18 protein-coding genes are annotated in these 24,704 nt (G+C 34.5%); 12 read left to right on the top strand and 6 right to left on the bottom strand.

Annotated features, from left to right (window positions below):
* Positions 1-262 precede the first annotated feature (262 nt).
* The 4 genes from ACGH6Q_RS06575 to ACGH6Q_RS06560 all read left to right on the top strand — a co-directional run bounded on the left by ACGH6Q_RS06575 (position 263) and on the right by ACGH6Q_RS06560 (position 2,745).
* On the top strand, positions 263-835 hold the full coding sequence (locus ACGH6Q_RS06575) for a hypothetical protein (RefSeq protein ID WP_411592402.1): 573 nt from the start codon (positions 263-265) through the stop codon (positions 833-835).
* Between the two features lie 725 nt (positions 836-1,560).
* Positions 1,561-1,902 (top strand): chorismate mutase, encoded by a 342-nt coding sequence (locus ACGH6Q_RS06570; RefSeq protein ID WP_202983932.1) that lies wholly within the window; start codon positions 1,561-1,563, stop codon positions 1,900-1,902.
* 61 nt (positions 1,903-1,963) lie between these two features.
* A complete protein-coding gene (locus ACGH6Q_RS06565) occupies positions 1,964-2,479 on the top strand; it encodes a ClbS/DfsB family four-helix bundle protein (RefSeq protein WP_174798782.1) in 516 nt (171 codons plus the stop codon).
* Between the two features lie 32 nt (positions 2,480-2,511).
* Positions 2,512-2,745 carry a Pathogenicity locus gene (locus ACGH6Q_RS06560; RefSeq protein WP_085165567.1) on the top strand — a complete coding sequence of 78 codons (234 nt, stop codon included), beginning with the start codon at positions 2,512-2,514 and terminating at the stop codon, positions 2,743-2,745.
* Positions 2,746-2,913: 168 nt separating this feature from the next.
* On the opposite strand, the gene mukB is transcribed toward ACGH6Q_RS06560, so the two are convergent.
* Genes mukB through mukF form a run of 3 tightly spaced genes read right to left on the bottom strand, consistent with a single transcriptional unit; the run spans position 2,914 to position 9,429 of the window.
* A complete protein-coding gene (gene mukB, locus ACGH6Q_RS06555) occupies positions 2,914-7,332 on the bottom strand; it encodes a chromosome partition protein MukB (RefSeq protein ID WP_411592400.1) in 4,419 nt (1,472 codons plus the stop codon).
* A 2-nt stretch (positions 7,333-7,334) separates the two neighbouring features.
* The gene (mukE, locus tag ACGH6Q_RS06550; protein WP_081299322.1) at positions 7,335-8,063 is read right to left on the bottom strand and encodes a chromosome partition protein MukE; all 729 of its coding nucleotides are present in this window, start codon (positions 8,061-8,063) and stop codon (positions 7,335-7,337) included.
* Between the two features lie 43 nt (positions 8,064-8,106).
* Entirely contained in the window at positions 8,107-9,429 is a 1,323-nt protein-coding gene (gene mukF / locus ACGH6Q_RS06545) for a chromosome partition protein MukF (protein WP_065590313.1), read from the bottom strand.
* Between the two features lie 316 nt (positions 9,430-9,745).
* On the opposite strand from mukF, the gene pntA reads away from it, so the two are divergent.
* Positions 9,746-11,278 (top strand): Re/Si-specific NAD(P)(+) transhydrogenase subunit alpha, encoded by a 1,533-nt coding sequence (pntA, locus tag ACGH6Q_RS06540; protein ID WP_296301862.1) that lies wholly within the window; start codon positions 9,746-9,748, stop codon positions 11,276-11,278.
* 15 nt (positions 11,279-11,293) lie between these two features.
* A complete protein-coding gene (gene pntB / locus ACGH6Q_RS06535; protein WP_411592398.1) occupies positions 11,294-12,688 on the top strand; it encodes a Re/Si-specific NAD(P)(+) transhydrogenase subunit beta in 1,395 nt (464 codons plus the stop codon).
* Between the two features lie 56 nt (positions 12,689-12,744).
* Here pntB and ACGH6Q_RS06530 read toward each other — a convergent pair whose 3' ends face one another.
* The 3 genes from ACGH6Q_RS06530 to oxyR all read right to left on the bottom strand — a co-directional run bounded on the left by ACGH6Q_RS06530 (position 12,745) and on the right by oxyR (position 15,575).
* On the bottom strand, positions 12,745-13,773 hold the full coding sequence (locus ACGH6Q_RS06530) for an alpha/beta hydrolase family protein (protein ID WP_296301866.1): 1,029 nt from the start codon (positions 13,771-13,773) through the stop codon (positions 12,745-12,747).
* Positions 13,774-13,962: 189 nt separating this feature from the next.
* Positions 13,963-14,607, bottom strand: coding sequence for an HTH-type transcriptional repressor FabR (gene fabR, locus ACGH6Q_RS06525; protein ID WP_065626638.1), 645 nt, complete (start codon positions 14,605-14,607; stop codon positions 13,963-13,965).
* Between the two features lie 41 nt (positions 14,608-14,648).
* The gene (gene oxyR, locus ACGH6Q_RS06520) at positions 14,649-15,575 is read right to left on the bottom strand and encodes a DNA-binding transcriptional regulator OxyR (protein ID WP_174798778.1); all 927 of its coding nucleotides are present in this window, start codon (positions 15,573-15,575) and stop codon (positions 14,649-14,651) included.
* A gap of 406 nt (positions 15,576-15,981) precedes the next feature.
* Here oxyR and pcnB point away from each other — a divergent pair, with 406 nt between their 5' ends.
* The 6 genes from pcnB (at position 15,982) to sppA (ending at position 24,658) form a co-directional block, all read left to right on the top strand.
* Entirely contained in the window at positions 15,982-17,346 is a 1,365-nt protein-coding gene (pcnB, locus tag ACGH6Q_RS06515) for a polynucleotide adenylyltransferase PcnB (RefSeq protein ID WP_296300228.1), read from the top strand.
* Positions 17,347-17,422: 76 nt separating this feature from the next.
* Entirely contained in the window at positions 17,423-19,789 is a 2,367-nt protein-coding gene (gene lptD, locus ACGH6Q_RS06510) for an LPS assembly protein LptD (RefSeq protein ID WP_065590319.1), read from the top strand.
* 79 nt (positions 19,790-19,868) lie between these two features.
* Positions 19,869-21,182 carry a peptidylprolyl isomerase SurA gene (gene surA / locus ACGH6Q_RS06505; RefSeq protein ID WP_411592395.1) on the top strand — a complete coding sequence of 438 codons (1,314 nt, stop codon included), beginning with the start codon at positions 19,869-19,871 and terminating at the stop codon, positions 21,180-21,182.
* Positions 21,175-21,972 carry a 16S rRNA (adenine(1518)-N(6)/adenine(1519)-N(6))-dimethyltransferase RsmA gene (rsmA, locus tag ACGH6Q_RS06500; protein WP_174798774.1) on the top strand — a complete coding sequence of 266 codons (798 nt, stop codon included), beginning with the start codon at positions 21,175-21,177 and terminating at the stop codon, positions 21,970-21,972. Before surA ends, rsmA begins: the two co-directional genes overlap by 8 nt.
* A gap of 5 nt (positions 21,973-21,977) precedes the next feature.
* The gene (apaH, locus tag ACGH6Q_RS06495) at positions 21,978-22,796 is read left to right on the top strand and encodes a bis(5'-nucleosyl)-tetraphosphatase (symmetrical) ApaH (RefSeq protein WP_174798773.1); all 819 of its coding nucleotides are present in this window, start codon (positions 21,978-21,980) and stop codon (positions 22,794-22,796) included.
* Between the two features lie 29 nt (positions 22,797-22,825).
* Positions 22,826-24,658, top strand: coding sequence for a signal peptide peptidase SppA (sppA, locus tag ACGH6Q_RS06490; RefSeq protein WP_411592393.1), 1,833 nt, complete (start codon positions 22,826-22,828; stop codon positions 24,656-24,658).
* Positions 24,659-24,704: the final 46 nt, after the last annotated feature.

The raw sequence follows: 24,704 nt of genomic DNA, 5'->3' as shown, positions 1-24,704 counted from the left end.
AAAAAGGACTTTTTAAATAAAGGCTTTGAAGATGTTGAAGACCAAATAGTAAACATCTTTAAAAAAGAGCTATTCAGCTAAATTGTAGTGTACACTTGCACACAAATTCTGACAAAGATTGGATACCAAAAGCTGAAGAACTAGCTCGTAGTTAATATTTGTTAACCTATGAACCGCCTAATTTGGGCGGTTTTTTGTTGTTCGCTTATGTAAGATAAGATACATTAAATGGGTATTTTCTTATAAATAAAAGGTTTTAAAATTGAGTAATTTATCTCTCGATGAAATTTTATCGCTTTATAGATTTAATCAATATTATGGTTCACCATCAGAATATTTTTATTCTAGTGCCCTAATAATTGATTGGGCTGAAAAACAAGTTATGCAAGGTGATGATTCAGAAATACTATTGATTATTGCTTCTTTGGGACTTGATAAAAAAATAGATAGCGATGAGGTTATGACGTACTTAAAAAGATATCTTTCCGAAAAAAATATTTCTATACCAAGCATTAATTATAGCTGTTTAGTTTTCATGAGACTTTTTAGCCAAAAAATTATGATATGTAATAGTTTAGAAGATATTGGCGATCTTCTTCATAGTTTTGTATTCAAATATATAGAATTTGGAAACAGATATTTTCATAGAATAAAGCACTATTGGCTTTTTATCTATTATGATTACTTTGATATGTATGATGGTCTTAATTGTTATTGTGCCGAAAAACAACTTAGTGAAGCAAAACGATATACAAGAATAAAAGCCTTAGCAAAAAGATTTTATTCTTTTTTAAATAATAAAGAAATGGTGGAATATTTAGCTAAACATATATAGCTAGATCTAAATTAATCCATTATTTATCTTGTGGTGAACACCTAAAGTGTACACTTGTGAATAGTAAATCATTAAGTGTTCACCGCTCAAACCCTTTTAGAATAAGCCTTCAAGCAGGTAGTGAACACCGTGAACACTTTTTTATAAAATTTTATTTTTATTGGGGGGGAGGTATAAAAAATCTAAAACATAATTAACGGATACCGCTCACCTAGATAAATTTTTACACCGTCAAAATTCTAAAACCAATTTTTTTTAACCTTTCAATTCGGCAAGATTAAAATACCTAATATTGGGGTCACTTTTTGTTTTAGGTATACGTTTAGGTATACGATTCGATTTTTAAAAGTTAATCTTTCAGTATTTCCAGTGTGTTTATCTATATGATTCTGTTTCCCTTGGCTCAATATTCTGTAAGATCCTTTAAAACCCATTAAAATACAAAAAATCTGCGAATCCTTTACAAGAAGGATATAAACAAAATTTTTAGTTATATTATTGTGTTATTGGGCGGTATCAATGTAAAACGAAATTGATTTAGTAAATAAAAAAAATCAATTAATTATTAAATATCTCCAAATATTAAACTCAATTCTATTAAAAGCGTACAAACAATTTTGTATATATAAATATAGTGCAATGATGACATCTACTAAGTGATACTTTTGTGCATAATCTAATAGTGATAGGATATAAAAAGTTAAATAAACAAAAGGTATAAAATCGTGACTTATAAACCTACCCAAGCGCCAAACAAATGTGAGAATATGAACCACATTCGTGCCGAAATAGATCAGATTGACCATTCCATAATTAAATTGCTTGCTACACGCTTTGAATACGTCAAAGCTGCCAGTAAGTTCAAGAAAAATACCACTGACGTACAAGCCAAAGAACGTTTTGACAGTATGCTAGAGCAACGAAAACAATGGTCGAATGAATTAGGACTTAATGGCGAAATCATCAAAGATCTATATGCAAATCTAGTACGATATTTTATCGATGAAGAATTGAAATATTTCAAAAACAAAGAAAATAAAAACAGAGATTTCATTAAAAATATTTAGATAAGATATTGATTTTATGTTATCTTTAAAGATATGAATGATCTCATAAGAAGTAGGTGACATGGCTTATGCAACTAAACAGCAGTTATTAGATGAAATAAACAAAACGGCCAAGCTATTTATTGATGAGTTTATAGTTTTATCTGAATCACAAAAAGACTCTTTGGTAGAGGGCGTTGATCGTACTCCTGCACAAATGATTGCTTATCAACTCGGTTGGCTTAATTTGGTGAAATCTTGGGATGATGATGAGCTTGCTGGTCAAACACCTGAATTACCGGCCCCTGGATACAAATGGAATCAATTGGGTAATTTGTATCGGCAATTTTATAAAACATATCAATACCTATCATTACAGGCATTAATTCAAGCATTTAATCAGCAAATCACCATTTGGAATGATTGGATTCAATCTTTGAACGAAGACACTTTGTTTATAAAAGATAGCCGTAATTGGACTAAACCTTATCCTGAATCTTGGACTGTTGCTCGGTTTATCCATATCAATTCTGTGGCGCCTTTTAAATCGTTTAGAGCAAAAATAAGAAAGTGGAAAAAGCTAAATGCATCAGTTTAAAATTATATTCAATATAATGTAAGGAGAATAATATGGCCTTTACAGAAACAGAACGACAGCAGTTGATGGAGCTTAAATTTGTGGGTACCAAAATTATTGAAAGGCTTGAAGATATGAAGTTCGATTCTTTCGATAAATTGCGTAATGCTAGTTTAGATGAAATCCTTAACGAAGGTGCATTATTAACAGGTTCAACTTGTTGGAAAAACAGTCATCAAGCAAGAACGGCAATAAGTAATATTTTGAGTTTAGTCAACAATACGTAATATCCCTTTTTATGAGCAACGAGTACATCCAACTTTTCAATTGAATAATGATAGTCAATTTTTTGATTTTTAATCTATTTTCAAGATATTTATACTGAAACGTATAGTTACCTGAAACTTTTTTACAAAAATTGTAAGGTTTTGCCGACAATGTCGGCAAAGCAGGAATTAAGCAAAGCCTTTCAAACCAACTACATGCACATGTTCTTGGTTATTAATAACTTTACGTACTAGTTTATAGGTTGTTCCTTTTTCAGGACTGATGTTTTCTGGAGCAGCAATGATTAATTGCATTTCTAATCGTTCACAAAGTTCAAATAGTGTTGCAATTGATTTGGCATCTAGTCGAGCTGCTTCATCTAAGAATAGTAGACGACATGGCAAAATATCTTTATTCCGAAGTCGCTTGGATTCTTCTTCCCAACTTTGAATCACCATAAGTAAAATTGACATACCTGTACCAATTGCCTCACCCGTCGATAATGCACCGCTTTCAGCACGTAACCAACCATCTGCACCTCGATTCACCTCAACATCCATTTCAAGATAATTTCGATAATCTAGCAGTTCTTCACCAATATTTTGAGCAGTTCGTTGTCCCATATCAATATGTGGATTTAAACGTTGATAGAGTTTAGCTAACGCTTCCGAGAAGGTAATACGATTATTACTAAATAGATCTTGATGTTCATTTTGCTCATCGGCAAGTGCAGCTAAAAGAGTTGAATGAGCTTCGCGAACATTGACATTTAAACGCACGCCATTAACTTGACCAAATGCCACTGCTTGTAATCCTTGGTTAAGCATACGAATACGATTTTGTTCGCGCTGTATGGTCTTACGAATAATATTCGATACACTCTTCGAGCTAATTGCCAGTTGCTGTTCACGCGAAGTGAGTTCTTCTGTTAAGCGTGACAATTCAATTTCCATCTGTTCAATGGCTTCAATTGGATCGTCAGTTTTAACAATATCTTGGCGAATTCGTTCACGCAAATGTGCGTAAACAGCGATATAGAATTGGATTTTACGTTCTGGGCGTTTTGGATCTTCTGATAGTCTTAATACATCCCGTAAATGTTCATTGTCATTAACAGCTAAACGTAAGGAACCTAATGCTTTATCTGACATTGAGCGCAATTCATCCGCACTTAAATAGGCAAGTTCACGTCGATGTAAACGCCGTTCAACACTATTTTCTTTAACAAGCCTTAAGACTAAACACCAACCCGCTTTGGCTTGCACTACTTGTTCGCGTAGTTGCTTATAATCTCGCAGTGTTTGAGTTAGTCGTTTTTGCAATTGTGTCATTTCGCTTTCGCACATAATGAGTTGCTTTTCAAGCGATGTACAATGTTGACGATTATTATTTAATTTTTGATGGATTTCATCACGACGTAATCGAGCACGTTCTTCAGTGATCGCATCGGCTTTTACCCCAATTTGTTCAATTTCTTTTTGTAGCTCATGCAACATATCTCGCTTAGTTTCAAATGCACTTTTAAGCGAAGCTAGCGTTTGGTTATATTGATTGTATTTGTCTTGATACTGTTGCATCTGACTGCGAGCTTCTGTTCTTTGAGTTTCGACGACTTCTAATCGAGAACGTAATTTTTCATTTAAATCACTATTTTCATTTAACATACCTGCCGAGTCTTTATAGCTAAAGTGTGCACGACGTTGCATTACTTCAGTTAAGGCAAAAACTTGTTGGCGGATAGTCTGTTGTTGTGCTTTAACTGTATTGTATTGTTCTCGTAAAACCTCATTTTGTTCAGGATCACTTTGTAAAACAGCTAAAATTGGTTCAAGCTCAGAAACTGTATTACGATTACGGCTAACATATTGCGCAGATTCTTGTGCTTGTGCAACTTGTTCACGTAAATCGTCAACCCTATCGGCCAGATCATCATCAGCCAATAAATGCATTTGCGCAACCAAGCGATTTATGGTTGCTAATTGTTCTTTGCAATTAGTAACTTGTTGCTGATTTTGTTTATCAATACTTTCCTGAGACGATAATTGTCGTTCAATTTCAGTGCGTCTTGTCGTTAATTTTTGCGCTTCAGCTTCAGGATCGATATCAAAAGCAACTCCTAAATGTTGACCAATAAATTGCCCAACATTTTGTTCAATTCGTTGTAATTTTTGTAAATCAAATGAGATAGTTGCATAGCGTTCATGTAATTCATCACGTTCGGCAGATAATTTTTCAAGGTGAATCTCACGAGCAGCACGACCAAATAGTGGTACTTTAGGAAAGCTTGAGAATCGCCATTGACGATCGCCCGTTTTGACAAGTACCGCTTTATTCATCTCCTCACAATCAAAAACACTATCATCAAATGATGAAGGATCACCTTCGATAAAATAGATATCTTCAGGGTAATCTTCATCACTTGCGGTAAGGTTTTCTAATTGCTGTTTAACTAATGATAAATCTGGTACAACAATAGCTTGTCTTGATGGACCATATAATGCAGAAAAGTAAGGTGCATCATCAATTGTTACATCTTCATAAATTTCAGAAAGTAATACACCATTAAATCGTTCTGCTAACGAAGACAAACGTCCATCATCGACACCACTAGGTTGATTTAGTTGCTCAATTTGAACATCTAATTGGTTGCGTCTAAAACTAATTTGGTCTCGCTCAGTAACAAGTATTCGCTCTTTTTCTAGCAGTTTTTGCATATGTTGAGTGACATCTTGACTGTTATTAAAATGTTCGCTAGTTTGTTCTTGTAAAGCGATTAATGCATCTTGTGCTTTCAACCATAATGGAGCTTTTTGACGATAATCAGCTATTTTTGATTGAATTTGTTCAAGCTCTTGCCTAAATTCGATACGTTTTTCGCTAGATTCATTAGCTCGTTCGGCTGTTTCGTCTAATTGCAATTCAATTTCTTGTTTTAAATCATCTAGTTCATCGTAATTAACTTGGCGTTCAATACGTTTACAAAATTGTGTTAATAACGATTCTGCTTCTTTTTGTTCAAAAAATCGTTGTTCTAGCTCATCTAGTTGTAGCTGTAAATGCTCGGCTTGTTCTGCTTGGTAACATTGTGATGGCCATTGTCTTAATGCTTCTTTAGCTGCCGCAAAAGCGTCACTTCGGGTAACATCGCCGACTAATTTAATCACTAATTGATAAGCACGGTCAAACTGATTAATTGCCGCATCAGATACACTTAATTTTTGCTCAAGTTCAAGAACTTGTTCCGTGATCTCTTTTTGCTTTTCTTCAAACAATTCATAGTGATTTTCAATATTACTAATACCTAATTTTGGTAACTGGCATAATGACTGAGCATTTTTTAACGCCTGTAAGGCCTGTTGGTATTGAATTGCACGTGTTTGTTGAACATCAAGAGCCTGTTGATAATCAGCTAATTGAGTCTTGATTTCGTCAACTTCTTGTTCTGTTTGTTCTACTTGCTCACGATAGTTTTGGTACTGTTCATTCGCTTCAAGTACCACTTCGTTTTGTTCTTCTAACTTTAAGTTTAAATCATCTAAATCTGCTTGATAACGATCGATTTTTTCCTGTTGACGTAATGCAGTTTGCGCTAAATTGAGGTGATCATTAGCTGCCTGTAAGTCGGTTTCCAAATCATTTTGCGCATTTTGATATTCTTTAAGTTCTTTTGCCATTTCAACTTGGCGGTATTGATTGCTTATAAGCAGCTCTTGCGTTTTAAACATGTCACGACGCAGGCCAAGTACTGATTCTATATGAACTCGGCGTTCATTATTATGGCGCATATAATCAGCTGCCACATAATTAGTTGACTCAGTAATTAAGTGTTTAAATAAGTCACGATCTGATTGAGTTACTCGAATAGCTTCTAACGTCATCCGATTCTCGCGTAATGCGGCTTCCATATCTTGGAAAGCTTTTCGCACACCACTATTTTCTGGTAATAAATAATCACGTAGAGAACGAGTAATAGCACTTGAGATACCACCATAAAGTGAGGCCTCAATCAAACGGTAATATTTACTTCTATCGGATGGAGAGCGCAAGCGTTTCGGTAAAATACCAAAATCAAACATAACTGAATGATAATCAGTAATTGAGTTAAATTGTTTAAAGATAATGCCTTCCATTGATTCGGCTTTATCTTTTAACTCTGGTAACGATAAAATTCGCGCTTGTTTATCATTTAAACGCTCCGTAACCAACTCTGTTGGGCTTACACTGATAGATAATCCTTGCAATAAAAAAGGCTTGATATCGACTTTTTTGTCTCGCCCTGCTACTTGTTGCAAACGTACACCACAAATAATTCTTTGATTCCGTGAGTTAATTACGTCCAACATAGAATAACAGACGCCTGGTTTTAATTTACCATGCAAGCCTTTATCTCGTGAGCCTGATGTGGCTCCAGCTTCGGTTGTATTTCTAAAGTGTAATAAAGTTAAGTCAGGTATTAATGCAGTTACAAATGCCGCCATGGTAGTTGATTTACCAGCACCATTACCACCAGATAATGTCGTAACTAATTGGTCAAGCTCAAAAGTTCGTGCAAAAAAACCATTCCAGTTAATTAGCGTTAATGAGTGAAATTTACCGTGTCCAATCATGATTATTCAGTCTCCTCATTAACATCTTCATCTTGTTCTTCATTATTATCATCTAAAATAAGTGCTGATTCGATTTTAATTGCTTCGCCATCTCGAATTAGGCGTAATTGCGCTTCTTGTGCGTCATCACTACTTCGTACATCCGCACCAAAACGGAAAATTGATTCGTTAATGCGAAAACGGCTACTGTCATTACCAACAATAAAAAAAATCATGCCTAGCCGGCGTAGGCGATTTAACGCTGTTTTCACTTTATCAAATAGTTTTTGGCGATCTAAATCTGAACCTGTTGAACGTTGGTTTACTAATTTGAGTAACTTACTCTCATCGGCTAATGAAACCAGTTCATCAAACAATTCTTGTAAGGTAAAAATCCCCTCATGCGCTAATCTCTCGGGACTCAAATACAAATAACAAAGTACTTTGCCAACAAGCATATCAAGTTCCGATAATACTGAACGAGGTATTAATGTTGTTGAGCGAGGGCGAAGATAGAAAAATCCTTCGGGTGCACGAATTAGCTCAACATTATAACGTTGATAAAATTGTTCAAGCTCAAGTTGGAAATCCATTAGAAAAGCATGATGATCAAGTTCATCAATACCAATATGACGGCCAGAGCGTAATAAACTATCCAGTTCTGGAAAGATCGGATTAGCAATTGCTTGGGCCAACTTAACGGGCATATATTTATCGATAGAAGCCTGAGAACTAGCGACTATGCGCCCCATAACTTCATCAAGATGATGTGCAGTTTGTTGTGTTTCGAAATCGTTAGTATCTGTTGATGACATGTGCTTGTACCTTAGCTCCATAATCGTTAATAGGTTTCCATTCGGCAGGAATTCCAAGCCAATCATCTTCAGCAATACCGAGACGAATGGCTTGATCAATAAATAATCTTGCTATATCAAAATGTTGTTCGCGCGGGAACTGAGCCAAATAGCTATGAATGGTAGCGCCCATATCAAGTGGTTTATTTTCTTGCTTAAATACCATTAAATTTTGTTCAATATGAGCAATAATATGTTCTTGAATCTCTTCAATCATTTCAAATTCAAGTTCCGACGGTAATTCCCCAGTTACTTCAGCATCATGTAAAGCCAATTCTTCATCACGCATATCTAGTAAGCGATCGGCATTAGCAAAAGTGAGTGACCAAGGCAAATCAAAGTATCCTTGAATCGATTTTCGTAAGCGTTGTGAAAACACACGATTTTTATCTAAATCAATAGCAGTACGAATAAATTTATGAACATGGCGATCATAACCGATCCAAAGGTCAATCGCTTTTTGCCCCCAACCAATAATGCGATCTAGTTTACCTTGCAGATCCATAACTACATTGTTGATTTTATCTAGTTCTGGATTATCAAGCGTCGCATCTTGTATTAAAAGTAAACTGGCTTGTAATTTATCACCTGCAGCAGCCAAAGTATCTTGTAACTCCCGCAATGTTTGTGATGTTTCAGTCAGCAACCCTTCACAACTGCTAATTGCTGCTTGCCAATCTTGACTTAATAGGGCAGAAATATTTTGTTTAACATCAGCTTGTTGTTCATCCATCACTCGTTGTGTGATATCGATACTATCAAAAATTTCAGCGACTGAATATTTTAATGGAGCAAAGACATTTCGATGCCAATGTAAATCATCACCACCTTCGATGGCTGCATCTGCAGCTCGTTTTAACTCTTGCGCAACAATAGATAACTGAATGGATAAACGCAGCGTTGAGAATTCACGTTGGCGAATATAATAATCAGAAATACCTATACCTAACGGAGTTAAACGATAAATCGAGAAACCGTCTGTCATTTCACTTGCAAAACGTGTGATTAAGCGTTGGCGTACCAAATCATTGATAGCATTATTGGCTCGCAATGTAATAGTGTCTTCACTCTGCTCGAAAATTTGTGAAACATGCCTAAAAGCATCAATTAATTCAGATTCCGTCATTTCACCGTCAAAACGTTCGCTATTTAATACGGCAATAGCTAATAAAAAAGCTAACCTTTCCACAGGCAAAGCGATCGAAAAATCATTCTTTTTTGCCCAAGAGACCAGTTCTGGCACTGATTGGGAAAAATCAATCATAAAAAATCCTTAATTCAAGGAGAACAAAATCGAATCATGCCTTAAAGTTTACACTTCAAGGTAGACACAAAAATAACGCCAATTATATAACAATATAGAGTAAATTTGTAATGGAATTCAATGAAAGCATTAAAACTGTTTTATTTAAATTATAGCTATTTCGATATAGCCTTATAATAATATTAATTAATAAATATTACTCAGATAATTTAAAAATCTTATTTCTTGAATAAAAAATAGATTCCCTACTCGCACATAACCCTATTTATGCTAAAATCAACTTACATACAATAAACTAACATAAGGACGTAACGAAATGCATATCGGTATACCTAAAGAACGGTTAGCCAATGAAGCTAGAGTTGCAGCAACTCCTTTGACTGTTGGACAACTGTTAAAACTGGGCTTTACAGTTTCCGTAGAACAAGGCGCTGGACATGCAGCTCATTATGAAGACCAAGCTTTTATTGATGCTGGAGCCACAATTCAAAACACACAAGATGTTTGGCAAAATGATTTAATTTTGAAGTTTCATGCGCCAAGCGATGATGAAATTTCTTTAATGAAAGAGGGTTCAACCCTTATTAGCTATATTTATCCAGCTCAACATAAAGAGCTATTAGAAAAATTAGCCACCAAAAATATTACTGTAATGGCTATGGATTGTGTACCACGTATTTCACGTGCACAATCTCTAGATGCATTAAGCTCAATGTCTAATATTGCTGGTTATCGTTCAGTTATTGAAGCAGCAAATCAATTTGGTCGATTCTTTACAGGGCAAGTTACTGCTGCTGGTAAAGTACCGCCAGCTAAAATATTAGTTATTGGAGCAGGTGTTGCAGGCCTTGCAGCCATTGGCGCAGCGGTGAGTCTGGGGGCAATTGTTCGTGCTTTTGACACCCGCCCTGAAGTTGCCGAACAAATTAATAGCATGGGAGCTGACTTTTTAGAGTTAGATTTTGAAGAAGAAGCAGGTTCTGGTGACGGTTATGCTAAACAAATGTCAGCGGCCTTTATTGAAGCTGAAATGGCACTGTTTGCAGAGCAAGCCAAAGATGTTGATATCATCATAACAACTGCACTAATTCCAGGTAAACCAGCTCCAAAACTCATTTCGAAAGAAATGGTTGAATCAATGAAACCGGGTAGTGTTATTGTTGATTTGGCTGCGTTAACTGGTGGTAACTGTGAATTAACTAAACCAGGTGAAATTTTCGAAACAGATAACAATGTTAAAATTGTTGGTTATACTGATTTAGCTAATCGTATGCCAGCACAAGCATCACAGCTTTATGGTACTAACATTGTTAACCTATTAAAACTGCTTGCTAAAGAAAAAGACGGTAATATTGATATCAATTTTGAAGATGTTGTAATTCGTGGTGTAACTGTGGTTAAAGATAAAGAAATCACTTGGCCAGCACCACCGATTCAAGTATCTGCTCAACCTCAGAAAAAAGCAGCAGAGCCAATTGTTAAACCAGAACCAAAGCCAATGGATCCTCGCAAAAAATATGGTATTTTAGCTTTAGTTCTCATTGCTTTCTTCTGGCTTGCAAACTCCGTTCCTGAAAGCTTTTTAGGGCATTTTACTGTATTTGCATTATCTTGCGTTGTTGGTTACTACGTTGTATGGAATGTTACACATTCTTTGCATACACCTCTAATGTCGGTAACTAATGCAATTTCTGGAATTATATTAGTCGGAGCAATTTTGCAAATCAGTGATGATAATGGCTTAACTACGGCAATTGCTTTTGTTGCTATTTTAATTGCTAGTATCAATATTTTTGGTGGATTCTTTGTTACCCAAAGAATGCTAAAAATGTTCCAACGTGGCAAGTAAAGGAGAGCATAAATTATGTTAAGTAATGGAATTATTCAAGCGGCATATGTAATTGCTGCGTTGCTTTTTATATTCAGTTTACGCGGTCTATCTAACCAAGAATCTGCCAAATCAGGTAATATCTACGGTATGATTGGTATGGCTATCGCTCTTATTGCTGCAGTTGCAAGTATTAAAGGCGGATTACACTGGATAGTTATTGCAATGATTATTGGTGCTGCAATTGGTTTATATTTGGCTAAAAAAGTTGAAATGACTCAAATGCCAGAACTTGTTGCACTACTTCATAGCTTTGTTGGAATGGCTGCTGTTCTAGTTGGTTTAAACAGTTATTTAGATCCACACATTCAAAATTTTCAAGGTGGAGAGTTAACTGTGCATTTAGTAGAGATTTTTGTTGGTGTCTTTATCGGCGCAGTAACCTTCTCTGGCTCTGTTGTCGCATTTGGTAAATTAAATGGACGCATTAGCTCAAAACCATTATCAATTCCAAATAAACATTATTGGAATCTAGCAGCAATTGTTGTTTCTACCATTTTAATGTTTACTTTTGTTGAAGTAAAAAGTGGCGCTGGTGCAACAATTAGTTTGTTGATCATGGCAATTATTGCATTCGTGTTTGGTTTCCATCTTGTTGCTTCAATTGGTGGTGCTGACATGCCTGTTGTTATTTCAATGCTAAATTCTTATTCAGGTTGGGCAGCAGCAGCAGCAGGCTTTATGTTAGGCAATGATCTATTAATTGTAACAGGCGCATTAGTTGGTTCATCAGGCGCAATTCTTTCATATATTATGTGTAAAGCGATGAACCGCTCATTTATTAGTGTTATTGCTGGCGGTTTCGGTAGCGATGGTAGCACAGCTAGTTCATCAGATGAAGAACAAGGTGAATACCGTGAAATGCAACCAGCCGAAGTTGCGCAAACATTAAAAGAAGCCCGCTCAGTTATTATTGTTCCTGGATATGGTATGGCAGTTGCTCAAGCTCAAGGTGCAGTAAGTAATATTACTGAAAGACTACGTGGTATGGGTATAGAAGTTCGTTTTGGTATTCACCCAGTAGCAGGACGTTTACCTGGGCATATGAATGTATTATTAGCCGAAGCAAAAGTCCCTTATGATATTGTATTAGAAATGGATGAAATCAACGATGACTTCCCTGATACTGATGTGGTTTGGGTAATTGGAGCTAACGATACAGTCAACCCAGCGGCAGAAGAAGATCCAAATAGCCCAATAGCAGGCATGCCTGTTCTTGAAGTTTGGAAAGCAAAAACGGTTGTTATTTCTAAACGCTCAATGAATACTGGTTATGCAGGTGTACAAAATCCACTATTCTTTAAAGAAAATAGCTATATGCTATTTGGTGATGCTAAAGACAGTGTTGAAAAAGTACTACAAAACCTTTAAGTATCACTAAAAGTATTACTGCGGCTTTTGCCGCAGTATATTTCTAAAATAGGCACTTAATTTAAATTCACCTTAGCTAAAAAATCGATTATTTGATCCGTTATTTCATGGTGTATCTCTGTCCTTGTGCGATTCCCACCATCTTTACAAATGATTGCTTCTCCTTTAGCCTCTTGCTCTAAAATATCTATAGCATCTGATTTACAAATTTGCATGAAACTAAAATGCGTTGCATCAGGGATAACAATATAAGTTGATAATGATTTTGAAAGAAACTGTTGTAAATAACCAGATTCTAGTTCTACATTCATATCACCAACATCAATACCAGCGCCAATGATTAAAGAAGGAAAAGCAATATTTTTCAAACTATCTGCAGTAAATCCTCTAACTAATCCAGCATCTAAAGAAATAAATGACTTTATTCTCTGATCTGACATGTTTTTATTTAATTGTGGGTTATCCAGTCCAAGTTCATTTACTAACTGGCAAGCTTTTAAATGTGAATGTATAGTGCAATCTTGTTTAAAAAGATCTGTATCAAACCTTGCTCCAGCAAGTGCAGCTACTGTCCAACCGCCAAGGGAATGTCCAATAGATGAAATTTTATTCATATCAATATAGTTTGCCAAAAACTCATCTATTTGTAACGCATCAATAGTTTTACTTAGATCTTGAGGACGTAACCACAATTTAGTAGATTGAGTAATATCTTTATTAAAATAAGTAGTTCCCGGATGATTTGGTGCAGCAACAATATATCCCCTATCTGCCAGTTCATAAGCAAGCCAATTTAAACTTTGCCAACTTCCTCCATAACCATGCGAAATAACAATCAAAGGATGTTTACGATAATTTGAAATAGATGCTGCATTAGGAATGACTTTAGAACCGTAAAAAACGGCATTATCGCCAATAGCTACTGCTCTTTGTTGAGCATCTGTCGGATACCATATTGCAATATTTAAAGGTCTACTGTCTTCTTTGCTATAATAGATTTCCTTAAATCCCACATTTGAATAAGCATAGTTGAAAAAGGGAAAGGACAAAATAAGCGAATAAAGCAAAAAGTATAGTTTAGTCATGAAATTAATTTCTATTTAACAATGTTTCTCCTTTTTTTTAATGCTACAGTATGAATAACAAAAACACAATAAATAGTAATAGTAAAAATCAGTAATTAGTAGATATTCTTATTGAAAATAATTAATTGCTAAACAGCATGAAACTTTAATATTACAACCAAATTAGGGTTTTGAGATGAGGCATATCGATTAATGACTATCTTTTTTGATTTGTTCTTTATGGTATAGATAATAAGCTCCACGAGATACCATTCGTAGTTGAAAAATGAGATCTTCAATTAATTTTTCACGCTGCACCAAATCAAAATCAATCGCTTCTGCACCAGCATTAAATGCAATAGTGACCATCGCTTCTGCTTGAGCTTCATTATAATGGTGAGGCATTTGGTTAGCATTATCAAGATAATCCACAAGTTCGACAATAAAGTGTTGAATTTCACGGGCAATAGCAGATCGAAAAGCGGCTGACGTCCCCGCTTTTTCACGAAGAAGTAATAAAAAGACCTTCGGATTCTTATCAATAAATTCAATAAATGTGGTCACCGATGTCCGTAATACACTACCACCTTTTTCAATACGCTTACGTGCTTGTCGCAATAATTGACGAAGCGTTAAACCGCTTTCATCAACCATGGCTAAACCCAACTCATCCATATCACGAAAATGACGATAAAATGAAGTAGCAGCGATTCCAGCTTCACGCGCTACTTCTCGCAAACTTAAACTTGTAAAACCTTGCTCAGCATTAAGTTGATTAAATGCTGTTTCAATTAAAGTACGGCGAGTTCTTTCTTTTTGTTGAGCACGAACACCACCGGTCTTGATATTTTTCATTTGATAGCTCAGTTATAATATTTTCGATTTACTACCTATCTCTAAATTGATTTGTTTAATAATCGTTCTTTCTCAGCAAATACTTTGGGCATATGCTCTCGGATTGTTTTAGCTATTGTTTCATAACGGGAACGTAATGGTGAACCAGGACGATAAATAAGAGCAATGCTGCGTACAGGTACAGGATCAGTACAAGGAATATAGCAAATATTATCACGAATTCGCTCGTTAGGTATAGCAAGTTCAGGAAATAAAGTAATACCGCGACTAGCAGAAATCATACTCCGAAGCGTTTCAAGACTAGTAGCTTTAAATTGTTTATCTTCATCAACTCCAACTTGAAAACAGTATCCCATTGCATGATCTCGTAAACAGTGACCATCTTCTAACATTAAGAATTTTTTACCTTTTAAGCTAGAAAGTTTAACTGTATTTTTGCTAGCTAATTCATCAGTAGCAGGAACAGTTAAAAACATGGGTTCATCAAATAAAGGTAGTTCAATAAATTGTGATGTTTCTTTGACTTGTGCAATGATTGCGCAATCAAGCTTGCCGCTTTCGAGTTGAGCAACAATATTGGCGGTTTGTGCTTCGTGCAAGTAAAGTTCCAACTGAGGAAAAAAGTCATGTAAAACTGTAATGACATGAGGTAAAAGATAAGGTGCTATAGTAGGGATCAGGCCTACATGCATTGGTCCAGACATTTCTTCGCCTTGACGGCTAGCCATTTCTTTTAAAATTTGGATATTACGCAAAATCTCTTTGGCTTGTTCAACTAGCATCATACCAGTTTGAGTAAATAGTACTTTGCGACTTGTGCGCTCTAATAACATTACGCCTAATTCATCTTCTAATTTTCTAATTTGACCACTGAGAGTTGGTTGACTCACATTGCAAGCATCAGCAGCTTTGCGGAAATGGCGAAATTCAGCTAACGAAACAAAATATTCCAAATCACGAATGTTCATAATGTCCCCAATAAATTATCAGTTAATGATATATACTCAGAAAACTTCTATTATGTAATAGTTATAACAAATAACATTAAAAGCGCTTTATAATTTATTAAATTATAAAGCGTTATAAATCATATTTTGTGATACAAATAAGTAAAAAGAAGTTCTGAGTACAGTTTTATTCCATCTTAATTAGCTAATTAAATACACTAATCAGAGTAAAACAAAGTTTATTTTTTTTTATTAGATGTTGTTAATATTACTATACGAGACACTATTGTTGATAATTATGTTTAAAAAATCAAATAGAATATTTAAGTCATCTAAAAAAATACAATTTTATTGAACGAAAAAATACCAATTCCAAGAAAAATGGAAACTTATTAGCAATTACTATATAATTGCGCGCTATATTATTATGAAGCAAAAAAACTTTTTGAGGTGCACCATTTTTAAACAAGTTTCACGCTTTTATCGAAAGTTTTTCCACAATGAAGACGAACAAAAAGCTAGCTATGTGTCCATTCCTCGTAATGAACATAATATATCTCGTAAAGAGATTAGTGAAAACGCATTAAAAGTCCTTTATCGATTAAATAAACAAGGGTACGAAGCTTATCTAGTCGGGGGATGTATCAGAGATCTTATCTTAGGTAAAACACCAAAGGATTTCGATATCACAACTAATGCTACGCCAGAACAAATTCAGAAAATTTTCCGTAACTGTCGCTTAGTAGGAAGACGATTTCGTCTTGCTCATATTATATTTGGGAAAGAAATTATTGAAGTTGCAACATTCCGCGGTGAGCACGATTCTCAAAAAGGACAAACCAATATATCTAAACGTTCGCAGTCAGGTATGCTATTACGTGATAATGTCTACGGAACCATTGAGCAAGATGCTATCCGTCGGGATTTCACTATGAATGCACTTTACTATAATGTAAATGATTTTACTTTACGTGATTATTGCGGAGGATTAGAAGATTTACAAAAAGGCATTATTCGATTAATTGGTGATCCGCAAACACGTTATCGAGAAGATCCTGTTAGAATGCTAAGGACAGTCCGTTTTGCCGCAAAACTGAATATGAAAATTGAACTAGCTACTGCTAAGCCAATTAAACAGCTTGCATCATTATTAAGAAACGTACCTTCAGCACGACTTTTTGATGAGTCCATTAAATTATTACAAACTGGGAATGGTTACAAAACTTATAAGTTACTAAGAGAGTATGGCCTTTTTGAACAACTATTTCCTGTTATTGAGCATCTATTTGCTAACAATCCAAACAGTTATTTAGAGAAAATCATCGAACAAGTTTTAAAAAATACTGATTATCGCATTGCCAACAATAAGCGAATTAATCCAGCATTTTTGTTTGCAGTTTTTTTCTGGTATCCAATAATTGAACAAACACAAGCAACGTGTATCGAAAGTGGTTTGCCATTTCATGATTCGTTTTCGATGGCAATTAACGAAGTACTAAGTGAACAATGTAAAAGTATTGCTATACCTAGACGCTTAACGAGCATCATGGGTGATATTTGGCGTTTACAGCTACGAATGAAGAAACGGAATGGTAAACGAGCGTTTGCCATTTTAGAACATCCTAAGTTTAGAGCTGCTTATGACCTTTTAGAAATGCGAGCCTCAATCGAAAAAGGAGAGCTCTTGCAGTTAGCTAGGTGGTGGGATGAGTTTCAAAATACTACAGCCGAAAAAAGAATAGCAATGGTAAAACAGCTTAATAAAATAAATAAACGCATAGGGAAACGTTAATTTTTAATTCGCACTTTTATAAATAACCGCTATAATGCTGCAATTAAAATAATCAAAAATAGCTTTAGAATCATTGATGAAAAATTTAACGCCTTCTCTTATTGCTATAGCCGTTACTCTTTTTTTGTATAATAGCTCTAGTTATGCTTTAGATTTACCTAAAACCGTTGTAAGCAATAATCCTCAATGCCTTATAGACGTTCCTAAGTTTGATCGCCCTTTAGTTAATGGAGATATAGATACTTTACCCGTAAATGCTGAAGCTAATCAACTTGAAGCAATCTACCCTAATATTGCTATATATAAAGGTGAAGTATTAATAGAACAAGGCAACCGAACGGTTCAAGCAGACAAAGTAACAATTGATACTCAAGATAGTAATAATAGAATAGTAACATTAGAAGGTGATATTACTTATCAAGATAATTTAATAAAAATGAAAGGCGATAAAGCATCAATGAATCTAAATAACAACGATGCAGATATGATCCCAAGTGAGTATCATCTTGTCAATAGGCTTGGTCGCGGTAATGCAGATAAAATGCAACTTGAAAAAAATCGTTATGTTATTTTAAAAAAAGGTAGTTTTACATCTTGTCCTATTAATGACAGCACATGGGATATTAAAGGAACGACCGTTATTCATGACAACGAGGAGCAATTTCTAGAGGTCTGGAACGCTGTATTTAGTATTGGTAAAGTGCCTGTTCTATACTCGCCTTATTTACAATTACCAACTGGTAATAAACGCCGTTCAGGATTATTAATGCCTAATTTCGGCTATGACAGTATCGATGGCATTGATTTTTCAATACCTGTTTATTGGAATATTGCACCAAATTATGATGCAACCTTTACCCCAAGAGTATTAGAAAAACGAGGTCTACAATTGCAAACAGAATTTCGTTATTTAAACGAAATAGGTTTAGGTACACTTGCATTTGACTGGCTTCAACACGATACTAAATATAATGAAGATAGAGACAATCGTTTTAATGGTAACAATTATGACGACAATCGTCACCGTTGGTTATTTCATTGGAAAAATGATGAATTAATTAACTATAATTGGCGCTTTTATGCAGATACAACTCGAGTTAGTGACAATCAGTATCTTACAAACTTAAGTTCTAAATACGCCTCCCAAACTGCAGGATATTTAACGCAGTATTATAAAATTGCTTATAATGATGAAAATTGGGATATTATGTTAGGCTATCGACACTTTCAACCATTCCATTCAGAATTAAAAAATTCGCTTTATCAAACTCAACCACAATTGGATATGAATTATTATAATAATGATTTGGGGCCATTCAAATTTAGAGTATTCTCTCAAGTATCTCGCTTCTTGACGTCTGGAAAAAGTAAACCTAAGGCATGGCGAGCACATTTTGAACCAACGCTTAATTATACTTTATCCAATTCTTGGTCATTATTAACCACTGAAACTGGGATTATGGCAACTCATTATAATCAAGATAATATCAATAAAAATATTGAACAATATAAATATTTAGATAAAAAGGTAAATCGCTTTTTGCCTAAGTTTAGCATTGATGGTAAAGTCATCTTCGAGCGTGATGTTCCATTTATTAATGGCTATACGCAAACCTTAGAGCCTCGAGTAAAATATATCTATATTCCCTATCGAAACCAATCTAATATTAGCGACTATGATTCCACTATATTACAGTCAGATTATATTGGTCTATTTAGAGATCAACCATATAGTGGTTTAGATAGGATTGCTTCAACCAATAAAATATCAACTGGTGTAACAACTCGATTTTATGATAATAACAAGGTTGAAAAATTTAACTTATCTATTGGGCAAATTACTTATTTCACCAAATCAAAAACGAGTGAACACAATAATGATTTAGATGAAAACTCCGATACAGGCAGTATTACTTGGGCATCGGATAACTTTTGGCGTATAAGTAATGATATAATCTTTAGAAGTGGCGTTCAGTATGATACTCGAATTGATACAATATCATTAGCCAATGCAATATTTGAATACCGGCCAACTGGCGATAAGTTAATCCAATTATCATACCGATATGCAAACCGTAACTATATTGATACTGTCGATAAGAATCCATTTTATAGAGGCTATAGACAAGATATTTCACAGGCAGGAATGATGACCGCTTGGCCATTATCGCAAACATTCAATGCTGTTGGTTCATATTATTATGACGTTAAATTAGAACAAACTACAGATGGTTCTATCGGATTGAATTATAGTGATTGTTGTTGGGGAACAACAGTACAATATGGTAGAAAATTGACGGACTGGGATAATACTTCTCGCAAAAGTAAATATGAAAATAAACTATCGATTAACTTCGAATTAAAAGGATTGGGTAGCAACCGAGATACCAAAGCTAAAATGCTTAATTTCGGTAAACTACCGTATAATACAGCATTTGAATAAAATATTTTTGTAACTATAAGATTACCAATAAATTTATTACTAGCTGTCTATGCTGAAAAACAAAATGAGTTAAGTGAATATGAAATTATTAAAACTATTTATAGCATTAAATCTAAGCATAACTTTAGGAATTATAACTCCGTTATCTGCTAATGCTGCTCCGAAAGTTGTAGAACAAGTTGCTGCGGTTGTTAATAACAATGTCATTTTAGAAAGTGATGTTAATGATATGTTAAAAACGATTAAAGCTAGCTCAGATCCTAAAAATCTACCTAATGATAAAATACTTAGACAACAAATTATTGAACGTTTAATTATTGAAAATCTAATTTTGCAAAAAGCAGCTAAAGCTAAAATTACAGTTAGTGATGACGAGGTAACTGATGCTATTAATAGAATTGCAGCAGAAAATGGTATGAGCATCGACCAACTTAGAAGTAGACTTTCGATGATGAGAATAAGTTATGGTGCCTATCGTGAAAGAATTCACAATGATATGCTAATAGATAAGACTCGAATGCATGAAGTTAGATCAAGAGTCAGAATTTCAGAAAAAGAAATAGAAAATTTAGCAAAAAATATTGCTCGTCAACCAACCAATAATATTGATGTAAAAATAAGCCATATTTTGATTTCTGTTCCAGAAAAAGCATCAAAACAACAAATTGATAATGCAACAAATAAAGCACGAGATATCATTAATCGAGCTCAAAAAGGGGAAAGTTTTGCTAAATTAGCCACTTCATATTCAAACGATGATTTTGCATTAAAAGGTGGTAGTATGGGGTGGCGTAAACTTAATGAATTACCTACTATCTTTGAAGAGCGATTAGTACGAGCTACAAAAGGTAGTATTATTGGACCTATCCGTTCTGGGGTTGGTCTACATATTCTAAAAGTTGATGATACTCGTTCAGAAGCACCAAGAACCTTCACAATTGAAGAGGTAAATGCGCGCCATATACTGATTAAAACAAATGTATTAGTCACCGACCAAATTGCAAAACAAAAGCTAAGTGATATCCGTAAATCAATTACTAGTGGAGCCACAACTTTTGAAGCAGCAGCTAAAGCTAACTCTGAAGATACAGGCTCGGCAAGTAAAGGGGGCAACTTAGGTTGGAATCGTCCTGAAATTTATGATAATAGCTTTAGGACTGCTCTGATTCAGTTAAAAAAAGGAGAAATTAGCCAACCAATAAAATCAGCCTACGGTTGGCACTTAATCCAATTAATTGATAAAAGAAAAGCTGATGGAACAAATGCAATGAATAAAGATCAAGCTTATCGACTTATTTTTAATCGTAAATTTTCTGAAGAAGCCCAAGTATGGATTCAAGAAATAAAAGGTGACGCTTATATTAAAATCACAGGTGAAGATAAACATGAATAACCGTGTTCACCAAGGGCATTTTGCCCGTAAAAGATTCGGGCAAAATTTTTTACATGATGATTACATTATCGAAAGTATTGTTTCAGCTATACAACCTAAAAAAGATCAAGCACTAGTCGAAATCGGTCCTGGGCTTGCGGCATTAACAATACCTATCAGTAAACATATTGATCATTTGACAGTTATAGAGATAGATAGAGATCTAGCTAATAGATTAATTGAAAATCCATTTTTAAATAATAAATTAACGGTTATTGAACAAGATGCCCTGACCTTTGACTTTAATCAGTTAGCCGATCAATTAGGTAAACCATTAAGAGTATTTGGTAACTTACCTTATAATATCTCGACACCGTTAATGTTTCATTTATTTGAACATACAAATATCATCACTGACATGCATTTTATGCTACAAAAAGAAGTAGTAACTCGCTTAGTTGCATCGCCTAACAGTAAACATTATGGTAGATTGAGCGTTATGGCTCAATATTATTGTCAGATTATTCCTGTTCTTGAAGTACCACCAACATCATTTAAACCTGCTCCAAAAGTTGACTCTGCTGTTGTTAAATTAATACCTTATAAAGAAAAGCCTTATCTTGTTAATGATATAAAAATACTTTCTCGCGTAACTACAGAGGCATTTAACCAACGACGTAAAACTATCCGTAACAGTTTAAGTAACTTGTTTACTGTTGAACAATTAACTGAATTAAATATTGATCCTAATTTACGTGCCGAAAACTTAACAGTACAGCAATACTGTCAACTTGCAAATTCATGGAGTTAACAGGAATGGCAAACTTACTTATTGGTGATATTCATGGTTGTTATGATGAGTTTATGCGCTTACTTGAAAAAGTGAAATTCTCATCATCGGATATTTTATGGTTAACAGGTGATCTAGTTGCTAGAGGTCCAAAATCATTAGAAGTTCTAAGATTTGTTAAACATAATGCTAACCAAATTCGATTGGTATTAGGTAATCATGACCTACATTTATTATCAATTTATGCCAATGTTACCCCTTCTAAAAAGAAGGATAATCTTGATGAAATTATTCGTGCACCAGATTTTGGTGAATTAATGGAATGGCTGCGTAGACAGCCATTGGTCCAAATTGACGAATCATTAAAGTTAATTATGACCCACGCTGGTATTTCACCACAATGGGATATCGAAACACTAAAAAAATGTGCTTATGATCTGAATGTTATGCTATCTAGTGATTCCTATATCCTATTCCTTGATAAAATGTATGGCAACTTTCCGGATGAATGGTTTCCTGAACTACAAGGATTAGATAGATTGCGTTATATTGCTAATGCATTAACTCGTATGCGTTTTTGTTATGAAGATGGTCGATTAGATTTTTATTACAAAAAATCACCTGAGCAAGCACCTTCGAAACTTAAACCTTGGTTTTTATTACCAAGCAAAATTCCAAACGAGTATGCAGTTGCCTTTGGCCACTGGGCTGCATTAAATGGAAAAGGTACACCAGATAATGTTTATGCACTCGATACAGGATGTTGTTGGGGGGGGAAATTAACGTGCTTACGATTTGAAGATAAAAAATACTTTAAAAAGAAAAATATTGAAGTAAAAAATTAGATAAACTATCTATGAAAGGATCATTTATTATGTCTGCTTTATCTGTCATTAAATCAATATGGAAAGTGATTAACTTAATAAGAGAAATATTTCTTAATCTAATATTTCTAATTATTATTATTTTAATCTTTAGTGTCATCGCATTAGTCCAAGAAACACAAAAAAAAGAAATTATTCCACAATATGGATCATTGGTGTTGGATATTGAAGGAGTAATTGTTGACAATACATTATACGGTGATGAAATTTATGCTTTACAAAGCAAAATCTACGGTAAGAAAGTAAACACTTCTCGGGAAAATAGTTTATTTGAATTAACTCAAAAAATAGCTCAAGCCACAGCAGATCCAAAGATTACAAGTATGGTTCTTAAATTAGATCATTTTGTCGGTGCTGATGTGAGTTCGCTACAGTATATTGGTAAATATTTAACCAAATTTAGTAAGGCGAATAAACCAATTTATGCTTATGGTTCTAACTTCAATCAAAGCCAATATTATTTAGCCAGCTATGCTGATAAAATATATTTAACACCACTTGGCTCAGTTAATGTATATGGTCTAGCGGCCAACAATCTATACTATAAAACTTTGCTTGATAATTTAAAAATTAACACACATGTTTTTAGAGTAGGAACTTATAAGTCAGCCATCGAACCATTTATTCGTGATGACATGTCAGAAGAAGCAAAAAGCAATACGACACGTTGGTTAACACTTATGTGGAACAATTATCTTCAAGACATTTCAACACAACGGAAAAAGGCCGATACTCAATTGGTTCCAACTCCAGAGGCTATGTTGACCAATTTAAAAGAGGCTAATGGTAATATGGCTCAATATGCTATGTCTAATGGATTGGTCGATGAAATTGCATCTAATTACCAATTTGAATCTGAGCTTAATAAGCAGCATCAAATCAGCATTTATGATTATCAACTTAAGTCAAAAGATACAAATTTAGATAGCGATAACGGAAGCAATAAACCACTAATTGCGGTTGTATTTGTAAATGGCACTATTACCGATGGTGAAAATAGTAGTAATATCGCTGGTAGTCGAGACATTGTTGAACAATTGAGAAATATCCGTATAAACTTAAATAAACATAACACACAAGCAATAGTATTGCGAGTAAATAGCCCAGGAGGAAGTGTGGATGCGTCAGAAGCAATTCGTAGTGAATTAGAAGTATTACGTGATTACCAGATTCCTGTTGTTATCTCTATGGGAGGAATGGCTGCATCGGGTGGATACTGGATATCAACTGCATCGGATTACATAGTTGCAAGCCCAAATACAATTACTGGCTCTATTGGTATCTTCGGTATTATTCCAACATTCGAAAAATCTTTATCTCATATTGGTGTTTATAGCGATGGTGTAACTACCTCTCCATTAGCAAGTAATAACTTTGCGCAAGATCTACCAACCGAAATGAACCAACTAATTCAATTAAATATTGATAATGGCTATCAAACATTTATTTCGTTAGTAGCAAAAGCACGAAATATGACAACCGAACAAGTCGATAAAATTGGACAAGGACAAGTTTGGTTAGGTTCAGAAGCAAGTAAGATTGGACTTGTTGATAAATTAGGTGACTTTGATGATGCGATTGAAACAGCTGCAACATTAGCTAATTTAACTGATTATGAAATTGACTGGCAAAAACCAAAAGGAAATTGGTTTAATGCATTTTATTCAGATATGATAGCCATGTTACCTAAATCAACGGCAGAAATATTTTTTGAACAACTTCCTGCAGCAAAACAACTTCAACAGCATGTTTCTTTATGGAATAAGTTTAATGATCCACAAAATCGCTATATTTATTGCTTAAATTGTGCTGATGTTCGTTAATATACTTTTGCTTATTATCTGCCACTGTTGTGGCAGATAATAATTT

The organism is Gilliamella sp. BG2 (assembly GCF_046635645.1).
Classification (GTDB): Bacteria; Pseudomonadota; Gammaproteobacteria; order Enterobacterales; family Orbaceae; genus Gilliamella; species Gilliamella bombi.
This window is presented reverse-complemented; position numbering and strand designations above follow the sequence as displayed.

Bases quoted from the DNA above. Each gene is read 5' to 3' on its own strand.
- ACGH6Q_RS06565 (WP_174798782.1), top strand. From the start codon at position 1,964: ATGGCTTATGCAACTAAACAGCAGTTATTAGATGAAATAAACAAAACG.
- ACGH6Q_RS06560 (WP_085165567.1), top strand. From the start codon at position 2,512: ATGGCCTTTACAGAAACAGAACGACAGCAGTTGATGGAGCTTAAATTT.
- mukB (WP_411592400.1), bottom strand. From the start codon at position 7,332: ATGATTGGACACGGTAAATTTCACTCATTAACGCTAATTAACTGGAAT.
- mukE (WP_081299322.1), bottom strand. From the start codon at position 8,063: ATGGGGCGCATAGTCGCTAGTTCTCAGGCTTCTATCGATAAATATATG.
- mukF (WP_065590313.1), bottom strand. From the start codon at position 9,429: ATGATTGATTTTTCCCAATCAGTGCCAGAACTGGTCTCTTGGGCAAAA.
- pntA (WP_296301862.1), top strand. From the start codon at position 9,746: ATGCATATCGGTATACCTAAAGAACGGTTAGCCAATGAAGCTAGAGTT.
- pntB (WP_411592398.1), top strand. From the start codon at position 11,294: ATGTTAAGTAATGGAATTATTCAAGCGGCATATGTAATTGCTGCGTTG.
- ACGH6Q_RS06530 (WP_296301866.1), bottom strand. From the start codon at position 13,773: ATGACTAAACTATACTTTTTGCTTTATTCGCTTATTTTGTCCTTTCCC.
- fabR (WP_065626638.1), bottom strand. From the start codon at position 14,607: ATGAAAAATATCAAGACCGGTGGTGTTCGTGCTCAACAAAAAGAAAGA.
- oxyR (WP_174798778.1), bottom strand. From the start codon at position 15,575: ATGAACATTCGTGATTTGGAATATTTTGTTTCGTTAGCTGAATTTCGC.
- pcnB (WP_296300228.1), top strand. From the start codon at position 15,982: ATGAAGCAAAAAAACTTTTTGAGGTGCACCATTTTTAAACAAGTTTCA.
- lptD (WP_065590319.1), top strand. From the start codon at position 17,423: ATGAAAAATTTAACGCCTTCTCTTATTGCTATAGCCGTTACTCTTTTT.
- surA (WP_411592395.1), top strand. From the start codon at position 19,869: ATGAAATTATTAAAACTATTTATAGCATTAAATCTAAGCATAACTTTA.
- rsmA (WP_174798774.1), top strand. From the start codon at position 21,175: ATGAATAACCGTGTTCACCAAGGGCATTTTGCCCGTAAAAGATTCGGG.
- apaH (WP_174798773.1), top strand. From the start codon at position 21,978: ATGGCAAACTTACTTATTGGTGATATTCATGGTTGTTATGATGAGTTT.
- sppA (WP_411592393.1), top strand. From the start codon at position 22,826: ATGTCTGCTTTATCTGTCATTAAATCAATATGGAAAGTGATTAACTTA.